This is a genomic window from Streptomyces sp. NBC_00306 (assembly GCF_036169555.1).
Lineage (GTDB): Bacteria > Actinomycetota > Actinomycetes > Streptomycetales > Streptomycetaceae > Streptomyces > Streptomyces achmelvichensis.
The window spans coordinates 7075480-7091910 of sequence record NZ_CP108032.1; the positions used below are offsets into that span (position 1 = coordinate 7075480).

General features: G+C 71.1%; 18 protein-coding genes, 2 tRNA genes and 1 pseudogene. 12 read left to right on the forward strand and 9 right to left on the reverse strand.

The features are described 5' to 3' along the window. Positions 1–79: 79 nt before the first annotated feature. Complete coding sequence (locus OHA05_RS31600) at positions 80–445, forward strand: MmcQ/YjbR family DNA-binding protein (RefSeq protein ID WP_328862413.1); 366 nt, start codon at positions 80–82, stop codon at positions 443–445. A 38-nt stretch (positions 446–483) separates the two neighbouring features. On the opposite strand, the gene OHA05_RS31605 is transcribed toward OHA05_RS31600, so the two are convergent. Together OHA05_RS31605 and OHA05_RS31610 are read right to left on the reverse strand one after the other, a co-directional pair. Next, positions 484–1389, reverse strand: coding sequence for a transketolase family protein (locus OHA05_RS31605; RefSeq protein ID WP_328862414.1), 906 nt, complete (start codon positions 1387–1389; stop codon positions 484–486). A gap of 55 nt (positions 1390–1444) precedes the next feature. Then, on the reverse strand, positions 1445–2095 hold the full coding sequence (locus OHA05_RS31610) for a transketolase (RefSeq protein WP_313948790.1): 651 nt from the start codon (positions 2093–2095) through the stop codon (positions 1445–1447). A gap of 338 nt (positions 2096–2433) precedes the next feature. Between OHA05_RS31610 and OHA05_RS31615 the strand changes: the two genes are divergently transcribed. The 4 genes from OHA05_RS31615 (at position 2434) to OHA05_RS31630 (ending at position 5549) form a co-directional block, all read left to right on the forward strand. Then, positions 2434–2510, forward strand: a tRNA-Pro gene (locus tag OHA05_RS31615). Positions 2511–2593: 83 nt separating this feature from the next. Next, on the forward strand, positions 2594–3352 hold the full coding sequence (locus tag OHA05_RS31620; protein WP_313942841.1) for a sulfite exporter TauE/SafE family protein: 759 nt from the start codon (positions 2594–2596) through the stop codon (positions 3350–3352). A gap of 147 nt (positions 3353–3499) precedes the next feature. Next, complete coding sequence (locus OHA05_RS31625; protein ID WP_328862415.1) at positions 3500–4723, forward strand: cytochrome P450; 1224 nt, start codon at positions 3500–3502, stop codon at positions 4721–4723. A gap of 64 nt (positions 4724–4787) precedes the next feature. Further along, positions 4788–5549, forward strand: coding sequence for a cobalt-precorrin-6A reductase (locus tag OHA05_RS31630; RefSeq protein WP_328862416.1), 762 nt, complete (start codon positions 4788–4790; stop codon positions 5547–5549). Here the strand turns inward: OHA05_RS31630 and cobF are convergent. Continuing rightward, on the reverse strand, positions 5518–6273 hold the full coding sequence (gene cobF, locus OHA05_RS31635) for a precorrin-6A synthase (deacetylating) (RefSeq protein ID WP_328862417.1): 756 nt from the start codon (positions 6271–6273) through the stop codon (positions 5518–5520). The genes OHA05_RS31630 and cobF overlap by 32 nt on opposite strands. Before the next feature lie 72 nt (positions 6274–6345). Between cobF and OHA05_RS31640 the strand changes: the two genes are divergently transcribed. The 3 genes from OHA05_RS31640 to OHA05_RS31650 are packed head-to-tail and all read left to right on the forward strand — an operon-like array spanning position 6346 to position 9100. Further along, positions 6346–7056 (forward strand): (Fe-S)-binding protein, encoded by a 711-nt coding sequence (locus tag OHA05_RS31640; protein ID WP_313942837.1) that lies wholly within the window; start codon positions 6346–6348, stop codon positions 7054–7056. Further along, positions 7053–8471 carry a LutB/LldF family L-lactate oxidation iron-sulfur protein gene (locus tag OHA05_RS31645; RefSeq protein ID WP_328862418.1) on the forward strand — a complete coding sequence of 473 codons (1419 nt, stop codon included), beginning with the start codon at positions 7053–7055 and terminating at the stop codon, positions 8469–8471. Before OHA05_RS31640 ends, OHA05_RS31645 begins: the two co-directional genes overlap by 4 nt. Continuing rightward, on the forward strand, positions 8468–9100 hold the full coding sequence (locus OHA05_RS31650; RefSeq protein WP_328862419.1) for a LutC/YkgG family protein: 633 nt from the start codon (positions 8468–8470) through the stop codon (positions 9098–9100). Before OHA05_RS31645 ends, OHA05_RS31650 begins: the two co-directional genes overlap by 4 nt. A gap of 13 nt (positions 9101–9113) precedes the next feature. On the opposite strand, the gene OHA05_RS31655 is transcribed toward OHA05_RS31650, so the two are convergent. Further along, positions 9114–9581 carry a DUF309 domain-containing protein gene (locus OHA05_RS31655; protein WP_313942834.1) on the reverse strand — a complete coding sequence of 156 codons (468 nt, stop codon included), beginning with the start codon at positions 9579–9581 and terminating at the stop codon, positions 9114–9116. A 125-nt stretch (positions 9582–9706) separates the two neighbouring features. On the opposite strand from OHA05_RS31655, the gene OHA05_RS31660 reads away from it, so the two are divergent. Continuing rightward, a tRNA-Pro gene (locus OHA05_RS31660) sits at positions 9707–9783 on the forward strand. Between the two features lie 118 nt (positions 9784–9901). Here OHA05_RS31660 and OHA05_RS31665 read toward each other — a convergent pair. Both OHA05_RS31665 and OHA05_RS31670 read right to left on the reverse strand, forming a co-directional pair. After that, a pseudogene (locus OHA05_RS31665) lies at positions 9902–10207 on the reverse strand (thiamine pyrophosphate-requiring protein); the annotation flags it as partial. 2 nt (positions 10208–10209) lie between these two features. Further along, positions 10210–11394 carry a zinc-dependent alcohol dehydrogenase gene (locus tag OHA05_RS31670; RefSeq protein ID WP_328862420.1) on the reverse strand — a complete coding sequence of 395 codons (1185 nt, stop codon included), beginning with the start codon at positions 11392–11394 and terminating at the stop codon, positions 10210–10212. 429 nt (positions 11395–11823) lie between these two features. Here OHA05_RS31670 and OHA05_RS31675 point away from each other — a divergent pair, with 429 nt between their 5' ends. The 3 genes from OHA05_RS31675 (at position 11824) to OHA05_RS31685 (ending at position 14661) form a co-directional block, all read left to right on the forward strand. Then, entirely contained in the window at positions 11824–12786 is a 963-nt protein-coding gene (locus OHA05_RS31675; protein WP_328862421.1) for a TIGR03557 family F420-dependent LLM class oxidoreductase, read from the forward strand. 13 nt (positions 12787–12799) lie between these two features. Next, the gene (locus OHA05_RS31680) at positions 12800–14332 is read left to right on the forward strand and encodes an FAD-dependent oxidoreductase (protein ID WP_328862422.1); all 1533 of its coding nucleotides are present in this window, start codon (positions 12800–12802) and stop codon (positions 14330–14332) included. A 140-nt stretch (positions 14333–14472) separates the two neighbouring features. After that, complete coding sequence (locus OHA05_RS31685; RefSeq protein ID WP_313942830.1) at positions 14473–14661, forward strand: CsbD family protein; 189 nt, start codon at positions 14473–14475, stop codon at positions 14659–14661. Positions 14662–14784: 123 nt separating this feature from the next. Here OHA05_RS31685 and OHA05_RS31690 read toward each other — a convergent pair whose 3' ends face one another. The 3 genes from OHA05_RS31690 to OHA05_RS31700 form a co-directional block, all read right to left on the reverse strand. Continuing rightward, positions 14785–15117, reverse strand: a complete 333-nt coding sequence (locus tag OHA05_RS31690; RefSeq protein ID WP_313942829.1) for a DUF3140 domain-containing protein — start codon at positions 15115–15117, stop codon at positions 14785–14787. Between the two features lie 256 nt (positions 15118–15373). Further along, complete coding sequence (locus tag OHA05_RS31695) at positions 15374–15607, reverse strand: hypothetical protein (protein WP_313942828.1); 234 nt, start codon at positions 15605–15607, stop codon at positions 15374–15376. Positions 15608–15669: 62 nt separating this feature from the next. Further along, positions 15670–16419, reverse strand: a complete 750-nt coding sequence (locus tag OHA05_RS31700) for an SDR family NAD(P)-dependent oxidoreductase (RefSeq protein ID WP_328862423.1) — start codon at positions 16417–16419, stop codon at positions 15670–15672. Positions 16420–16431: the final 12 nt, after the last annotated feature.

Genomic DNA, 16431 nt, shown 5'->3' on the forward strand with positions numbered 1-16431 from the left:
GTGGGGCGATCGGGCCTCAGTGCAGGGGGAGTTGGGCGGCCGCGAGGCGAGTGTCGGTGCGGCGTCGTACGGTCGTCCCATGGCGACCTCCGACGACGTACGCAGAATCGCGCTCTCCCTGCCGGGGGCGCTGGAGAAGCTCTCCTGGGGCCTGCCCACGTTCCGTGTGGACAAGGGCAAGCTGTTCGCCTCGCTGGACGACGAGGACAAGGTGCTGGGGGTGAAGTGCCCGAGGGATGACCGCGAGCAGCTGATCGCCGCCGAGCCCGAGAAGTTCTTCATCCAGGTCGGCCACGACGACCAGTGGCCCTGGCTGCGCGTGCGGTTGGCGGCGCTGGAGGACGAGGAGGAACTCCGTGCGATCCTCCTCGACTCCTGGCGCCAGGCCGCTCCGAAGAAGCTGCTGGCCGCGCACCCCGGTCTGTCGGTGCCGGAAGAGCGCTGAAGGCCGGCCTCCGACCGGCCGAGGGAGACGGCCGAGGGCTACCGCCCGCGTCCGAGGAAGCCGCTGATCCGCTCGCGCAGCCCCTGCGCGTCGAGGCCCTGCGCTGTCAGATGCTCGTCCAGGGAGCCGTAGCGGCGCAGTTCCTCGCGGGAGACGCCGAGGCCGAGGACCCGGTGCGGCAGGTCCGCGAGGGCGTCATTGGCGGCGGTGGTCGAGGTGCCCGCGAGATAGGGCTCGACGAGCACGACGTCCGCCGCCCGCGCACCGGCCACCGCCGCGCGCAGCGCCCCGCCGTCGAAGGGCCGCACCGTGGTGGCGTAGAGCACGGTCACATCGAGACCCTCCGTGGCGGCGAGGACGTTGTCCAGCATCGGGCCGACCGCGACGACCACGCCGGCGGCCCCCTCGCGTACGCGGAGGAAGCGGGCGCCGTCGACATCGAGCCCCTGCGCGTTCGACTGGAGCGACAACCGGACGTACACCCGGTCGTCCCCCGCCACCGCGTGCCGGATCAGCGACTCGGCCTCGTCCGGATGGCCGGGTACATGGACCGTCCAGCCCTCCAGGGTGTCGAGCAGCGCCACGTCGCCCGGTGACATATGGGTGAAGCCGCCCGCCGGCCAGTCGTAGGACGCGCCGGCGCTCACCAGCACGCCGCCCGCGTCCTGGTGGCCCAAGTCGAGCTTCACCTGCTCGAAGGGCCGCTCCACCAGGAAGCTCGCGAAGGTGTGCATGACCGGGCGCATTCCGGCGAGAGCCATGCCGCCGCCGACCCCGACCAGCAGCTGTTCCCTGATGCCCACGTTGATCACGCGGTCCGGGTGCCTGCGGTGCGCCCCGTCGAAGCCGTCCCTGCTGATCTCGGCGAGCACGACGGCGAGCCGCGCGTCCTCGTCCAGCAGGCGGCTCGTGGTCGCGATGAACCGGTCACGCATCGTGTCCATGATCAGAATCCCCTCGTGGTGTGTCCGTGTGCGGTGGTCCGGGCGCTGCGGTGGTTCAGGCGTTCTTGGGCTCGACGCGGGCGACGACGGCCCGCGGCCGCCCCGGATGCGGGGCGATGTACGCGGCGTGCAGCGCCTCGTGGTCCCGGCCGTCGACGGTCTGCGCCGACCAGCCGGCGGCCTCGAACCGGGAGGCGATGCCGCCGGGCCAGCCGTGGGTGGCGGAGGAGTTGTCGATCACGAGCGTGTGCAGCCGCTCCAGACCGGCGGGCCCCGCATAGGCGATGGCCTCGTGGTTGCTGCCCTCGTCGAGCTCGGCATCCCCGATCAGGACCCATACGTGCGGATCGGTAAGGCCGCGGGCCCGCAGCCCGAGCGCGGTGCCGACGGCGAGGGGCAGCCCGTGCCCGAGTGAGCCGCTGCCGATCTCGGCCCCGGGCACCAGCGTCCGGTCGGGGTGATGCCCGAGAGGTGAGTCGTACGAGCCGAAGCCGGGCAGCCACGCCTCGGGGAAGAAGCCCTTGGCGGCGAGGACCGCGTAGTACGCCATCGGGCCGTGCCCCTTGGAGAGGAGGAACCGGTCGCGGCCGGGTGCGTCTGCGGTGGCGGGCGAGACACGCAGGACGCGGTCGTAGAGCACCCACAGGGCGTCGAGCGTGGACGTCGCCGCGGGTCCGTGCTTCTCGTCGCCGGTCATCAGGGCCATCAGTCGATGGAGATCCGATGTGTCGAGGTCGGGCGCTCCGAGGTCCGATGCGTCGAGGTCCGATGCGTCGAGGTGCGGCGCGACGAGTCCGGGTGCGTCGAGATCCCGTGCTGCCCGCCCGGGCGCTGCGTCGGCGTCCGGTGAGATCGCTGTGCGCGTGGTCGATGTCGTCGTCATGAGGACCACCGTGCAACCTCAGCTTTGGTTGAGGTCAAGCGCTTCTGTGGGCCGGTCCGGTATGCGCCGTCCGTGCGGAAAGCGGTTCGTGACCACCCGGGGAAGTGCGGTATTGTTCTCATGCGCGTTCGGCCGGGGGAAACCCCAGGTCAGACGGGCACCGGGACGTGGCGCAGCTTGGTAGCGCACTTGACTGGGGGTCAAGGGGTCGCAGGTTCAAATCCTGTCGTCCCGACCAGCGACTTCGCAGGTCGGAGGCCGTATCGGAATCATCCGATACGGCCTGTTCGGTTTTCCGTGGCCGTACCATCGGTTCCTGGCATGGACATCACTGTGAGCTGGGGACTGGTCGCGCTCGCCGCCGCGGCCGCGCTGGTCGGTTTCTCCAAGACGGCGGTCAGCGGGGCGAACACCGTCAGCCTGGCGGTCTTCGCCGCCGTACTCCCCGCCCGGGAGTCGACGGGCGTCCTCCTTCCCATCCTGATCGCCGGCGACGTGGTCGCGGTGCTCACCTATCGGCGCCACGCGCACTGGCCGACGCTGCTGCGGCTGTTCCCGGCGGTCGCCGCGGGCGTCGTCGTCGGCACCGTGTTCCTGTTCTGGGCCGACGACCAGGTCGTGCGTACCTCGATCGGGGCGATTCTGCTGCTGATGGCCGGCGTCACCGCACTGCGCCGCCGCTCGGGAGGGGATGAGGAGCCGTCGTCGTCGGAGAGCCGGCGGCGGGGCCGGCTGAAGGCGCGTTCGTACGGGGTGCTCAGCGGGTTCACCACCATGGTCGCCAACGCGGGCGGTCCGGTCATGTCCCTGTATCTGCTCTCCGCGGGCTTCCGGAAGCTGGGTTTCCTGGGCACGTCCGCGTGGTTCTTCCTGATCGTCAACGTGTCCAAGGTGCCGTTCAGCGTGGGTCTCGGGCTCATCGACCGGACCTCGCTCCTGCTGGACGCGGTCCTCGTCCTGTTCGTCCTGCCGGGAGCGATGCTCGGGAAATGGTGCGCGGACCGCATCGACCAGGTGCTCTTCGAACGGCTGGTCATCGCGGCGACCGTGCTGGGCGGTCTCCAACTGCTGCTGTTCTGACAGCCGTTCGTGCGCCTGCTCCGATGACCGTCCGAGAACGGCACCCTCACCGGCGGGCGTACTTTCCGCTACCTTCCGCGCGGGTGCACCATGGCCGGACCGACCGGTGGCCGGCCGCCGGTCCTTCTGCCGCCCCGGAGGCGCCGCGTGGCCAGAGCCGATCACGCCAGGCTCGACGACCTGTACCGCGACCCCTATCCGCTGTACGAGCGAGCCCGCCGGAGCGAGGGCCTGACCTTCGTCCCCGAGGTCGACGCCTGGCTGGTCGCGCGGGACGAGGACGTACGGGAGGTCCTGCGCAGACCGGAGGACTTCTCCTCGCGGCGGGCCCTCCTGCCCGACGTGCTGCCCTCACCGCCGGCCCTGGAGATCCTCGGCCGGGGGTTCGGCGGCCGCCCCACCGTGGTGTCCAGCGACGGGGAGGCCCATCATCGCCACCGGGCTCCGCTCAGCAGGGGGATGTCGGCCGCGCGGGTCGCCGCCCTGGTGCCGTTCGCCGTCGAGCGCGCCGGGACGCTCGTCGACAGCTTCGCGGCGGACGGGCGATTCGAACTGATGGAGACGTACGCCCGGCAGTTGCCCGGCCAGGTCGTCGGACGGCTGATCGGCCTCGACCCGGTGGACGTACCGGCCGTCGTGTACGGCGGCCACCGCGCCGAGCAACTCCTGTTCCGCCCACTCGGACCGGACGAACAGATCAGCGCCGCCCAGGACATCGTCGCCCTGCAGAGACTCCTGGACGGCTATGTGCGCGACCGGCGCGAGAACCCCCGCGACGACCTCTGCTCCGACATGGTCGCGGCGCTCGCGCCCGGTGACGGCGAACTCACCCTCGACCAGCGCCACGAACTCGTCTCCGAACTCCAGAACTTTCTGATCGCCGGACATCTCACCACCACCGCGCTGGTCGGCACGACCTTCCTGCATCTTCTGAGCGACCGCCGCCAGTGGGAACTGCTCTGCGCGGAACCCGAGTTGATCCCGGCCGCGGTCGAGGAGGCCGCGCGCTACGACAGCGCCGTGCAGGCTTTCCGGCGGGTCACCACGCGGCCCGTCACCGTCGCCGGGACCGAGCTGCCCGAGGGCGCCACGCTGCTGGTGGCGTACGGACCGGCCAACCGGGACGAACGGCGCCACGAGCGGGCGGACGTCTTCGACATCACCCGCCCACTCTCGCGGCAGCACCTGGCCTTCGGGCACGGGCCGCACGGCTGCCCCGGCTCCCGGCTCGCCCGGGAACAACTGCGGCTCACCCTGGACCTGTTCACGCGCCGTATGCCCGGGCTGCGCATCGACGAGGACCGGCCGGCGCCGGTGATGCTCCCCACGCTGATCCACCGCTCACCGGAAGCCCTGCACCTCGTCCACTGAACGGCCGGGGCTCCCCGGGGCCCTCGGTCGGGCTTGCGAGCCGCGGCGACGTAGCCTCGGGGCCATGACCGGCACGCACATCCTGATCCTCGGCGGCACGGCCGAGGCGCGGCAGCTCGCCACCGAGCTCGCCGTGCCCGGCGGCGCCCGGGTCACCACCTCGCTCGCCGGGCGGGTGGCACGGCCGCGGTTGCCGGCCGGTGACGTGCGCATCGGCGGATTCGGCGGAGCCGAGGGACTGGCCGCCTGGCTGCGGGCCGAGCGCGTGGACGCCGTCGTGGACGCCACCCATCCGTTCGCGGACGTGATCAGCACCCATGCCGCCCGGGCCGCTGCGCTCACCGGCATCCCGCTCGTCGCCCTGCGCAGGCCCGGCTGGCACTCCGGCCCCGGGGACCGGTGGCACGACGCGCTCTCCCTCGACGACGCCGCGGCGCAGCTGCCGGCCCTGGGGCAGCGGATCTTCCTCACCACCGGACGGCTCGGGCTCGCCGCCTTCGCCGGCCTCGCCGAACTGCACTTCCTCGTACGGTCCGTGGAGCTCCCCGAACCGCCCCTGCCACCGCACACCGAGACGGTCCTGGCACGGGGCCCGTTCACCGTCGACGGCGAGCTGGACCTGATGCGGACCCACCGCATCGACGTGCTGGTCACCAAGGACAGCGGGGGACCGGCCACCGCGGCCAAGCTCGAAGCGGCCCGGTCGCTGGGGCTGCCGGTCGTGGTGGTCCGCCGGCCGCCCGTGCCCGAAGGCGTACCGGCCGCCGAGGACGTACGCGGAGTGCTCGCGCTGCTCAGCCGCGCCGCAGCAGATAGGTGTCCATGATCCAGCCCTTGCGGGCGCGCGCCGCCGCCCGTAGTTCCTCGATGCGGTCCGACACCTCCGACAGCCGGCCCGACACCAGGATCTCGTCCTCCGTGCCCACGTACGCGCCCCAGTAGATGTACAGGTCCTGGTCCAGATGGCGGGTGAACGCCTGCCGGGCGTCGAGCATCACCACCACGTCGTCCACCCCCTCCGGCCAGCCCTCGGCGAGCCGTCGGCCGGTGGTGATCTGCACCGGGCGCGCGACCCGGTTCAGGCCGGTGCGATGCCGGGCGAGCAGGGCGGAGACGCTGCTGATGCCGGGAACGACCTCGTGGTCGAAGGCGACCGCGCCGCGTTCCAGGATCTCCTCCAGGATGCCGAGTGTGGAGTCGTAGAGCGCGGGATCGCCCCAGACGAGGAAGGCCCCGCACTCGTCGTCGGCCAGTTCCTCGGCGATGAACCGTTCGTAGAGATCGGCGCGGCGGCGGCGCCAGTCGTCGACGGCGGGGGAGTAGTCCGATGTCTGACGGTCCCGCTCCGGATCGCGGGCCTCGACGAGCCGGTATCCGGGGTCGTCGATGTGCGCGTCGAGAATGTCCCGGCGCAGCCGGGTCAGATCCGCCTTGTCCTCACCCTTGTCGAGGATGAAGAAGGCATCCGCCTTGTTCAGCGCCTTGACGGCCTGGAGCGTCAGATGGTCGGGGTCGCCCGCCCCGATGCCGATCACATAGATCTTCCTCACCCCGCCGAGTCTGCCCCATCCGGCTGATCGCGGGACCTACCGGGGTCCGCGGTCGCGGCATATCCTCCGACCATGCGTGTCGCACTCTTCGTCACTTGCGTCAACGACGCGATGTTTCCGGCCACCGGCATCGCGACCACGCGGCTCCTGGAACGGCTCGGAGTGGAGGTGGACTTCCCGGCCGGGCAGACCTGTTGCGGACAGCCCCAGTTCAACACCGGGTACCGCCGCGAGACTCGGCCCCTGGTCGAGCGGACGGCCCGGGTCTTCGAGGAGTACGAGTACGTCGTCACCCCGTCCGGGTCGTGCGCGGCGATGGTGCGCGACCACTATCCGGAGTTCGGGGAGACGGGTCTGCCGTCGCGGACGTACGAACTGACGGAGTTCCTGGTCGACGTCCTCGGGGTCACCGACGTCGGAGCGTACTTCCCGCACACCGTGACCTATCACCCCTCCTGCCACGGCCTGCGCCTGCTGCGGCTCGGGGACAGACCCCGCAGGCTCCTCGAAGCGGTCAAGGGCCTGGAGCTGCGCGAGCTCCCCGGCGCCGAGGAGTGCTGCGGCTTCGGCGGCACCTTCGCCGTCAAGAACCCCGATGTCTCCGCCGCCATGGGTCAGGACAAGGTCCGCAACGCCGTCGCCACCCGGGCCTCCGTCCTGTGCGGCGCGGACAACTCCTGTCTGATGCACATCGGCGGCATCATCCGCCGCCAGGACGAGCCCTTGCGGGCGCTGCACATCGCCGAGATCCTCAGCGCGACGGAAGAGGAGCCCCACGTATGAGCGGGACGTATCTCGGTATGCCGTCCTTCCCCGCCGCCGCCAAGGAGGCGGTGCACGACGTGACGCTGCGGGCCAATCTGCGGCACGCCACCCACACCATCCGCGACAAGCGGGCCAAGGCCGTCGCGGAGCTCGCCGACTGGTCGCTGCTGCGGGAGGCGGGCAAGCAGATCAAGGACCACACGCTCCGTCACCTGGACCGGTATCTGGTGCAGTTGGAGGAGCGGGTGACCGCGGCGGGCGGCGTCGTGCACTGGGCCGCCGACGCCGACGAGGCCAACCGCATCGTCGCGGATCTGGTCAAGGCCACCGGCGAACGGGAGGTCGTCAAGGTCAAGTCCATGGCGACGCAGGAGATCGGCCTCAACGAAGCACTGGAGGCCGAGGGCATCGCCGCGTACGAGACGGACCTGGCGGAGCTGATCGTGCAGCTCGGTGACGACCGGCCCTCCCACATCCTCGTCCCCGCCATCCATCGCAACCGCGGCGAGATCCGCGACATCTTCCGCAGCCGGATGGCGGACTGGGGGCGGGCGGCGCCCGACGGACTGTCCGACACCCCGGCCGAACTCGCGGAGGCGGCCCGGCTCCACCTCCGCGAGAAGTTCCTGCGCGCCAAGGTGGGCGTCTCCGGGGCCAACTTCATGGTCGCCGAGACCGGAACGCTCGTCGTCTTCGAATCCGAGGGCAACGGACGCATGTGTCTGACCCTGCCCGAGACCCTGATCTCCGTCGTCGGCATCGAGAAGGTCGTGCCCAGCTGGCAGGATCTCGAAGTCTTTCTCCAGACCCTGCCGCGCTCCTCGACGGCCGAGCGGATGAACCCCTACACGTCCATGTGGACCGGGACGGCGGACGCCGACGGGCCGCGGACCTTCCATCTGGTCCTGCTCGACAACGGCCGCACCGACACCCTCGCCGACGAGGTCGGCCGGCAGGCGCTGCGCTGCATCCGCTGCTCCGCCTGCCTGAACGTGTGCCCGGTGTACGAGCGCGCCGGCGGTCACGCCTACGGCTCGGTCTACCCCGGCCCCATCGGCGCCATCCTCAGCCCTCAACTGCGCGGCATCCAGAGCGACATCGACGCCTCCCTGCCGTACGCCTCCTCGCTCTGCGGCGCCTGCTACGAGGTCTGTCCCGTCGCCATCGACATCCCCGAAGTCCTCGTCCATCTGCGGGAGTCGGTCGCGCAGAAGGGCGGCAAGGGACACCGGCTGGAGAAGGCCGCCATCATGGCGGCGGGCTGGGTGCTCAACCACCCCGGCGCCCTCGCCGCCGGTGAACGTCTTGCTTCGAGGACCCGCAGATTCCATCCGGCGAAACCGCCGGGTGCCGGCGGATGGACCGCGAGCAGGGACCTGCCCGAAGTGCCCGCGGAATCCTTCCGCGACTGGTGGAAGAAGAACCGCGGATGACCTCCTCACGTGACCGCATCCTCGGGCGGATCCGAGCCGCCGTCGGCGACGCGCCCGACGTGCCGGAAGCCGCACGCGACTATCTCGCCACCCACACACCGGACGACCCGGCCCTCGTCCTGGACCTGCTGCACGAGAACCTCGCCGACTACCGGGCGATCGTGCACCGCAGTACGCCGGCGGCGCTGCCGGGACTGATCGGCGACCTGCTGGACGGGCACGGAGCACGGTCGGTCGCGGTGCCGGACGGCCTGCCCGAGGACTGGCTCGCGGCCACCGCAGCCGAACGGCGCAGCGACGACGGACCGCTCACGGCGTACGAACTCGACGCGACCGACGCCGTGGTCAGCGGATGCGCGCTGGCGATCGCCGAGACCGGCACGATCGTGCTCGACGCCGGCCCCGGACAGGGCCGCCGGACACTCACCCTCGTCCCCGATCTGCACATCTGCGTCGTCCGCGTCCCCGAGCAGGTCGTCGCCTCGGTGCCGCAGGCGATGCCGCGCCTGGACCCGACCCGCCCGCTGACCTGGATCTCCGGTCCGTCCGCCACCAGCGACATCGAACTGGACCGCGTCGAGGGCGTCCACGGCCCCCGCACCCTGGAAGTCATCCTGCTCCAGGGGTGAGGCCCACCCGTCGCTAGAGCGCCAGCCGGGGAGCCTCGGCGACCGGGTCCACCGGGCCGTCGAGCCGCTCCGCCAGTTCACGCGCCCAGGCGGCGAGACCGGACACGTCGACGCCGTGCGGATCGCCGAATCCGACGATCCGGTCAGCGCCGCGCAGCAGCAGACGCGCACCGCCCGTTCTGTTGCCGCGGGCGGCATGCGTCAGCCCCACCGCGAGCTGCGCCAGGCCCCGCCACAGCTCACGCTCCTCCTCGGGCCCGGACTTCCACGCGTCCTCGAACACCTCGTGCGCGTGGAACGGCTTGCCCGCGTCCAGCAGCCGCTGCGCCTCCGCCAACGTCTCCTCGGGGGAGCGCACGATCCCCTCGGGCTGCCGCTCCACACCGGGCGCGCCGTACGGCAACGGCCGCCCGAGCCCGTCGCGGGGCCGGGCGTTGCGTGCGCGCCCGTCGTCGTCTCGGTCCCTGCGTGATGCGTCCACGTTCCCGATTGTCCCTCCCGCCCCGCCGGACCTGCATCCGCCCGTCCGGCCGGGCGTCCGCCGGTGCCGGAGAGTGGGGTAGTGTTTCTCCTGCGTGCCCGGCCGGGAACGGCGCAGGTACGCATCGGGACGTGGCGCAGCTTGGTAGCGCACTTGACTGGGGGTCAAGGGGTCGCAGGTTCAAATCCTGTCGTCCCGACCAGCGTTTACGCGGGTCAGAGGTCGTATCGGAACATCCGGTACGACCTTTTCGCGGTTCACCACCGCCCGCGACGAGTGCGATCGCCGGACGCCCGGGTGGGCGGACGCGGCGCCGATGCGTCCATGCCCAGCAGTGCCTCGGCGACGCCGGCGCAGAGCGTGTCGGCGTGCTCGACCCGCGCACGGGCGCTGCGCGCCCTGGCCCATGAGAACGGCGACCTTCTCACCCTCGTCGAGCAGGTCCGCCGCGCGGGTGATGTCGGCGTCGTCCGGCACCGGCGCGTAGGGAGCCATGCCGAGCCCGGACGGGACCATCTTGAACTCGTGTGCGGGCGGGGTGTATTCGAGTTCCTGGACAGGTCGACCTCCTGCGGGTACGAGCCGCCCATGACGCTGCGGCTCGTCTGACCGGCGATGGCGACGACGGTCAGGGCTTCAGGAGCGTCTTGATCATTCCGTCCTGCTTCTGCTGGAACATCTCGTACGCCTTCGGCGCGTCCTCGAGCGGCATGGTGTGGGTCGCGAACCCCTCCACGCCCAGCAGGTCCTCGTCCGACAGCAGCGGCAGGATGTCGGGCACCCAGCGCCAGACGTTGGCCTGGCCCATGCGCAGCTGGATCTGCTTGTCGAACATGGTCAGCAGCGGCAGGGGGTCGGCGGCGCCGCCGTACACACCGGAGATCGAGATGGTGCCGCCGCGCCGCACGATGTCGATCGCCGAGTAGAGGGCGTTGAGCCGGTCGACGCCCGCGCGCTCCATCACGCGTTCGGCGACGGCGTCGGGCAGCAGCCCGGTGACCCACTGAGCGGCCTTCACCACCGGCGCGCCGTGGGCCTCCATGCCCACCGCGTCGATGACGGCGTCGGTGCCCCGCCCGTCGGTCAGATCGCGGACGGCGTCGCCGAGGTTCTTGCCGTGCCGGCGCAGATCGAGCCCCTTCACGCCGTGGGCGGCCGCGCGGGTCAGCCGCTCCGGGACCAGGTCGACACCGATGACGAGTTCGGCGCCGCGGTGCCGGGCGATGCGTGCCGCCATCTCACCGATCGGTCCGAGGCCGAGGACGGTGACGGAACCGCCCTTCGGGATGCCGGCGTACTCGACGGCCTGCCAGGCGGTGGGCAGGACGTCGGACAGATAGACGAACCGCTCGTCGCCCGGGCCGTCGGGCACCTTGATCGGCAGCGTGTTGCCGAACGGAACCCTGAGGAACTCGGCCTGCCCGCCCGGCACCTGACCGTAGAGCTTGGTGTAGCCGAACAGGGAGGCACCGGTGCCCCGTTCGCGGTTCTGCGTGGTCTCGCACTGGGACTGGAGCCCCTGCCCGCACATGAAGCAGTCACCGCAGGAGATGTTGAACGGGATGACGACGCGGTCGCCGACGGAGAGGGCGGAGACGTCCGCACCCACCTCCTCGACGACGCCCATGGCCTCGTGGCCGAGGATGTCGCCCGGGTCCAGGTAGGGGCCCATCACTTCGTACAGATGGAGGTCCGAGCCGCAGATCCCGGTGGAGGTGACTTTCACGATCACGTCCGTCGGTTCCTCGATCCGGGGGTCGGGCACGGTCTCCACCCGCACGTCCCGCTTCCCCTGCCAGGTCAGTGCTCGCATGCTGTCCTCCTCGTGTCGTGATCGGCTCGACCGGCGGTGATATCTCCCGAGCCCCCCGGATATCGGCTGATATCCCGGACCGAACCCGCCCGTCCCGGCAGTGCCGGGTTCGGCCCCGCTGCGGCGGTGGTCCTTCTCGCAGCAGCGCGATGCCGTCCTGCGATGCCGATACCGATGCCGATGCCGGACCGGGACGCCCTGGGCGAGGGGCCGGCGCGCGTGGCCACGGACCACGGACCACGGAGCGCACCTGGTGCCCACCTCCTGCGGGCCGCGGACCGTGGGCGGCGCACTCCGGGCTGGTCACCGACCGCGGGAGTCGGCCGGCGCACTGCGCCGAATGGGCACGTGCGTCGTTTGAGGGGCAGGTGAGCGGTTACTCGCCCAGCGTTCGATCCGGGAAACGGGGTACACCGTCGAAGGAGCGTCATGACCACCTACGGATACTTTCTCTCGTCCGAGGAATTCACCCCCGCAGAGCTGCTCGCGCAGGCCAGGGCCGCCGAACAGGCCGGCTTCGAGGCCCTGGCGATCTCGGACCACTTCCATCCGTGGAACGACGAGCAGGGACAGAGCCCCTTCGTCTGGTCGATGATCGGCGCACTGTCCCAGGTCTCGTCACTCCCGGTGACCACCTTCGTGACCTGCCCGACGGTCCGGATGCATCCCGCGATCAACGCACAGGCGGCGGCCACCGCCGCCGTGCTCACCGAAGGGCGCTTCCGCTTCGGGATCGGCACCGGCGAGGCCCTCAACGAGCACATCTACGGCGACGCCTGGCCGGAGGCCGATCAGCGGATGGAGATGCTGGAGGAGGCCGTCCAGGTCATGAACCACCTCTTCACCGGCAAGCAGGTCTCCCACCACGGCAAGCACTACACCGTCGAGAACGCCCGCCTCTACACCGTCCCCGACCAGCCGCCGCCCCTCTACGTCTCCGGCTTCGGACCGCAGGCCGCCGCCCTCGCCGGACGCATCGCGGACGGACTCGTCACGATGATGCCGGACGAGAGCCTGGTGGAGCAGTTCCGCACGTCAGGCGGCGGGCAGAAGCCGGTGATCGGCGGGCTCAAGGTGTGCTGGGGCACCGACCGCGATCAGGCGGTCAAGACCGTGCACCGGCTCTGGCCGAACCAGTTCCTGCCCGGTGAACTCGCCCAGATCCTCCCCACCCCCAGGCACTTCGAGCAGGCCAGTGAGCTGGTCACCGAGGACATGGTGCGGGACGGCGTGACCTGCGGTGATGACGTCGACGAGCATGTGAAGACCGTCGGGGCCTACGCGAAGGCCGGATTCGACGAGGTCTACGTCAACCAGATCGGACCCGAACAGCAGGGGTTCTTCGACTTCTACCGCACCAGCGTCCTGCCCCGGTTGCGGGACGCAGGCTGACACCGGAGGAATCATGGCCCTCGCCCAGCGCCCGACCGTCGATGAGTCGTACTGGATGACCACGACCGCCGCCACGGACCATCCGCCCCTGCGGTCGCGGACGACGGCGGACGTGGCGGTGATCGGCGGTGGCATCGCCGGGCTCGTCACCGCCTGGGAGCTCCAGCGGGCCGGACTGGACGTCGTCGTCCTGGAGGCCGACCGGATCGCCGCGGGCGTCACCGGTTACACGACGGCCAAACTGACCTCCCTGCACGGACTGCACTACGCACAACTGGAGGCCAGGCACGGCGGCGAGAGCGCGGCGCTGTACGCGCTCTCGCAGCAGGACGCCGTCGAGCACGTGGCCGCGCTCTGTGCCGAGCTGGGTATCGACCCAGATCTGGAACGGGTTCCCGCCTACACCTTTGTGGAGGATCCGAAGCGGGTGGACGAGGTGCGCGCCGAGGCCGACACCGCGCGCAGGGCCGGTCTGGAGGCCACCTTCGTGACCGACACCGAACTGCCCTTCCCGGTGGCCGGAGCGGTACGGGTCGAGGGCCAACTGCAGTTCCATCCCCGCAAGTTCCTGCTGGGTCTCGCCGAACGGTTCGTCCGGGCCGGCGGTCGCATCCATGAGCGCACCCGGGTCACGGGCCTGCGGGACGGGCGGCGTTGTCACCTCACGACCGAGAGCGGTGCCACGGTCGACGCGAGCGACGCCGTCATCGCCACCCACTATCCGGTCTTCGACCGGACCCTGCTGTTCACCCGGCTCAAGCCCCGCCGTGAACTGGTCCTCGCGGCGCCCGTGCCGACGGCGGACGCGCCCGAGGGCATGTATCTGAGCCCGGAGTCGGGGACGCGGTCGCTGCGCAGCGCGCCGTACGACGAGAGCCGGCGGCTGGTCATCCTCACCGGCGAGTCGTTCGAGCCCGGCGCGGGCGGGGTGCGGGAGCGCTACGCCCGGCTGGAGGCCTGGGCGGATGAGCGGATCGCGGGCTTCGCCGCCGCGGAGAAGACCTACCGGTGGGCAGCCCAGGACAACGACTCGCACGACCACCTGCCGTACGTCGGTCATGCGCATCCGGGTACGCAACACCTCTATGTGGCCACCGGCTTCGGCGGCTGGGGGATGAGTAACGGGGTCATGGCGGGGCGGCTGTTGACCGCCCACATCGCCGGCGGACCGCGCCCGCCCTGGACGGAGCTGTACGACCCCCGCCGGCTGCCGGCCGTACGGGACACGGCCGAACTGGCCAAGTACCAGGCCGGGGTGGCGAAGCACTTCGTCGGAGACCGGCTCCACACGAGCCATGTGGACTCGGTGGAGGAGGTCGCGCCCGGCAGCGGGGCGGTGGTCCGTGTCGGCGGCAAGCACTGCGCGGTCTACCGCGACGCGTCGGGGGAGGTCCGGTCGCTGTCCGCGCGCTGCACCCACCTCGGCTGTCTGGTGCAGTTCAACGACGCCGAGCGGACCTGGGAGTGCCCGTGCCACGGCTCCCGCTTCGCCACGGACGGATCCGTCCTGCACGGCCCGGCGACCCGGCCTCTGGAAGAACTCTGACGAACGCGTGAAAGGCGCCCTGAGTGCTCTGACCAGGGACGATTGCAGCTACGTTCTGTGCCCGTTTGCGCACTGGGGGTGATGGGGTCAGTGTGAATATGTCGACACATCTCCTTGTGCGACGCACGAAAGGAAACGTCATGGGTAAGGCGAAGGCCAAGGGCAAGCAGGCCAAGGGCAAGGTCAAGGAAGTCGCCGGCAAGGCCATGGGCGACCGTGGCATGCAGGCCGAGGGCCGCGGCGAGCAGATGGCCGGCAAGGCTCACGAGCAGGTCGAGCGGACCGCCGAGCGGGCCGGCGAGCGCATGAAGCGGCCGTCGGGCCGCTGACGCGGCTCCCAGCGGCATCGTGCCCCCGGAACGCGCATGACGTGCGTTCCGGGGGCACAGCTGTGCGAAATCGATGCTCCGCGCCGGCGGGGGGCCGGTTCGGTGACCGGGCCGGGCTGCCTCTCAGGGCTTGAGCGGATCGTGTCCGAGAGTCATCAGGCCCTGCCGCCATCGCTCGTCACCGGAGCCGGATGCCCGCTCCTGCTGGTCCTCGATCTCCTCCACGACCCGCAGCATCAGCTGCACGTCCTCGTCGGTCAGATCGGCACGCCGCTTGTGCAGGAGGGCCACCACCTGGAGGCCGGTGGCCGCACCCGCCGACTCGGGCAGCGTCTCGGCCGTCTCGGCCGCTTCGCTGGTCCTGAGCCATGCGGTCAGCTCCTGGGACGTCATGTTCACCAGCTGGTGAAACTCCTCCCAGAGTGCCTGGCTTTCGAGGGGGTTCAGTTCGCCCATGACGTCACGGGTGACCGGTCTGCCGCACGTCAAACGCCTGTGCCGCACGACACACACGGAAGAGGGCGGCATGGCGGGCATCCGCCGAGGCCGTCTCCGCCCGGAGGGTGTGTCGGGACGCGGCCGAGCAGCCACGCGACCTCAGGGGTCGAGCGGCCGTCCGCCAGGATGCCCGCGCGGCCTCGTGCCCGGCCGACCACGCCGCGTCGCGCCCGGACCCCCGTGCCGGCGTCGCGCCCGAGCGTGCCCCGGTGGGTCAGGTCACCCGCTGATCCTCGTACAGCACCGGTTGCAACCTGGCCACCAGCCGGAAGAAGCCGGCCTCGTTCCCCGCCATGCCCAGCGCGTCCAGCGCGTCGTCCGCCTCGGCGATCGGGGCCATCAGCAGCGGCATCGGAACGATGGGCTGCTCCGTGTCGGCGAGCACGGCCCGGGTGGTCTGCAGCAGTCGTACGTACGCCTGCGCCGCCGCGAGTTCGGGATCGGTCATGTCAGTTCCCCCCTAGGAGAGGTGTCGGACCGTCCAGCATCTCGCGCGGCACTGACAATCGATCAGCGGCCGAGTGCCGCACCCCCGTTGATGTGCAGAATCTGGCCGGTCAGATAGGCGGCCTCCGGTGAGGCGGCGTACATCACGAGCGCCGCGATCTCCGAGGGAAGGCCGGGCCGGCCGGTCAGTGTCCGGCGTACGCGGGAGGCGACGAACTCCGGGGTCGCGCGGTCGCCGAAGAACTCCGTGTCCGTCACGAAACCGGGGGCGACCGCGTTGACGGTGATGCCCTCCGGGCCGAGCCTCTGGGCGAGTTCGAAGGTGTAGGTGTTGACGGCCGCCTTGGCTCCGCCGTAGGAACCCGGGCCGCGCAGCGCGGCGATCGACGACAGATGGACGATCCGGCCTCCGGGCCGTCGCAGCTGGGGGAGCAGTGCCTCGGTGAGCAGCACCGCGGTGAGGACGTTCGCCGCGAAGTTGCGGCGGTAGCCGTCGGCGATGCCCTCCAGCGTGCCGTCGTGGGACGAGGCGACATTGCCGCCCGCGTTCGTCACGAGGACGTCGACCGTGTCGGTGCGCTCGCCGATGAAGCGGGCGGCGCGGCGCACCTGTTCGGGTTCGGAGAGATCCGCCGGGCACCAGCTCACGGTGGATTCGCCGTGTGCCGCGTTGAGTTTGTCCGCCGCCGCACGCAGGACCTCCTCGCGGCGTCCGAGGAGGGTGACCCGGTCACCGCACGCGGCGAACGCCCCGGCCACGGCGAGCCCGATTCCCGTACCGCCGCCCGACACCACGATCTGTCGTGGACCCACCGCATCCCGCCG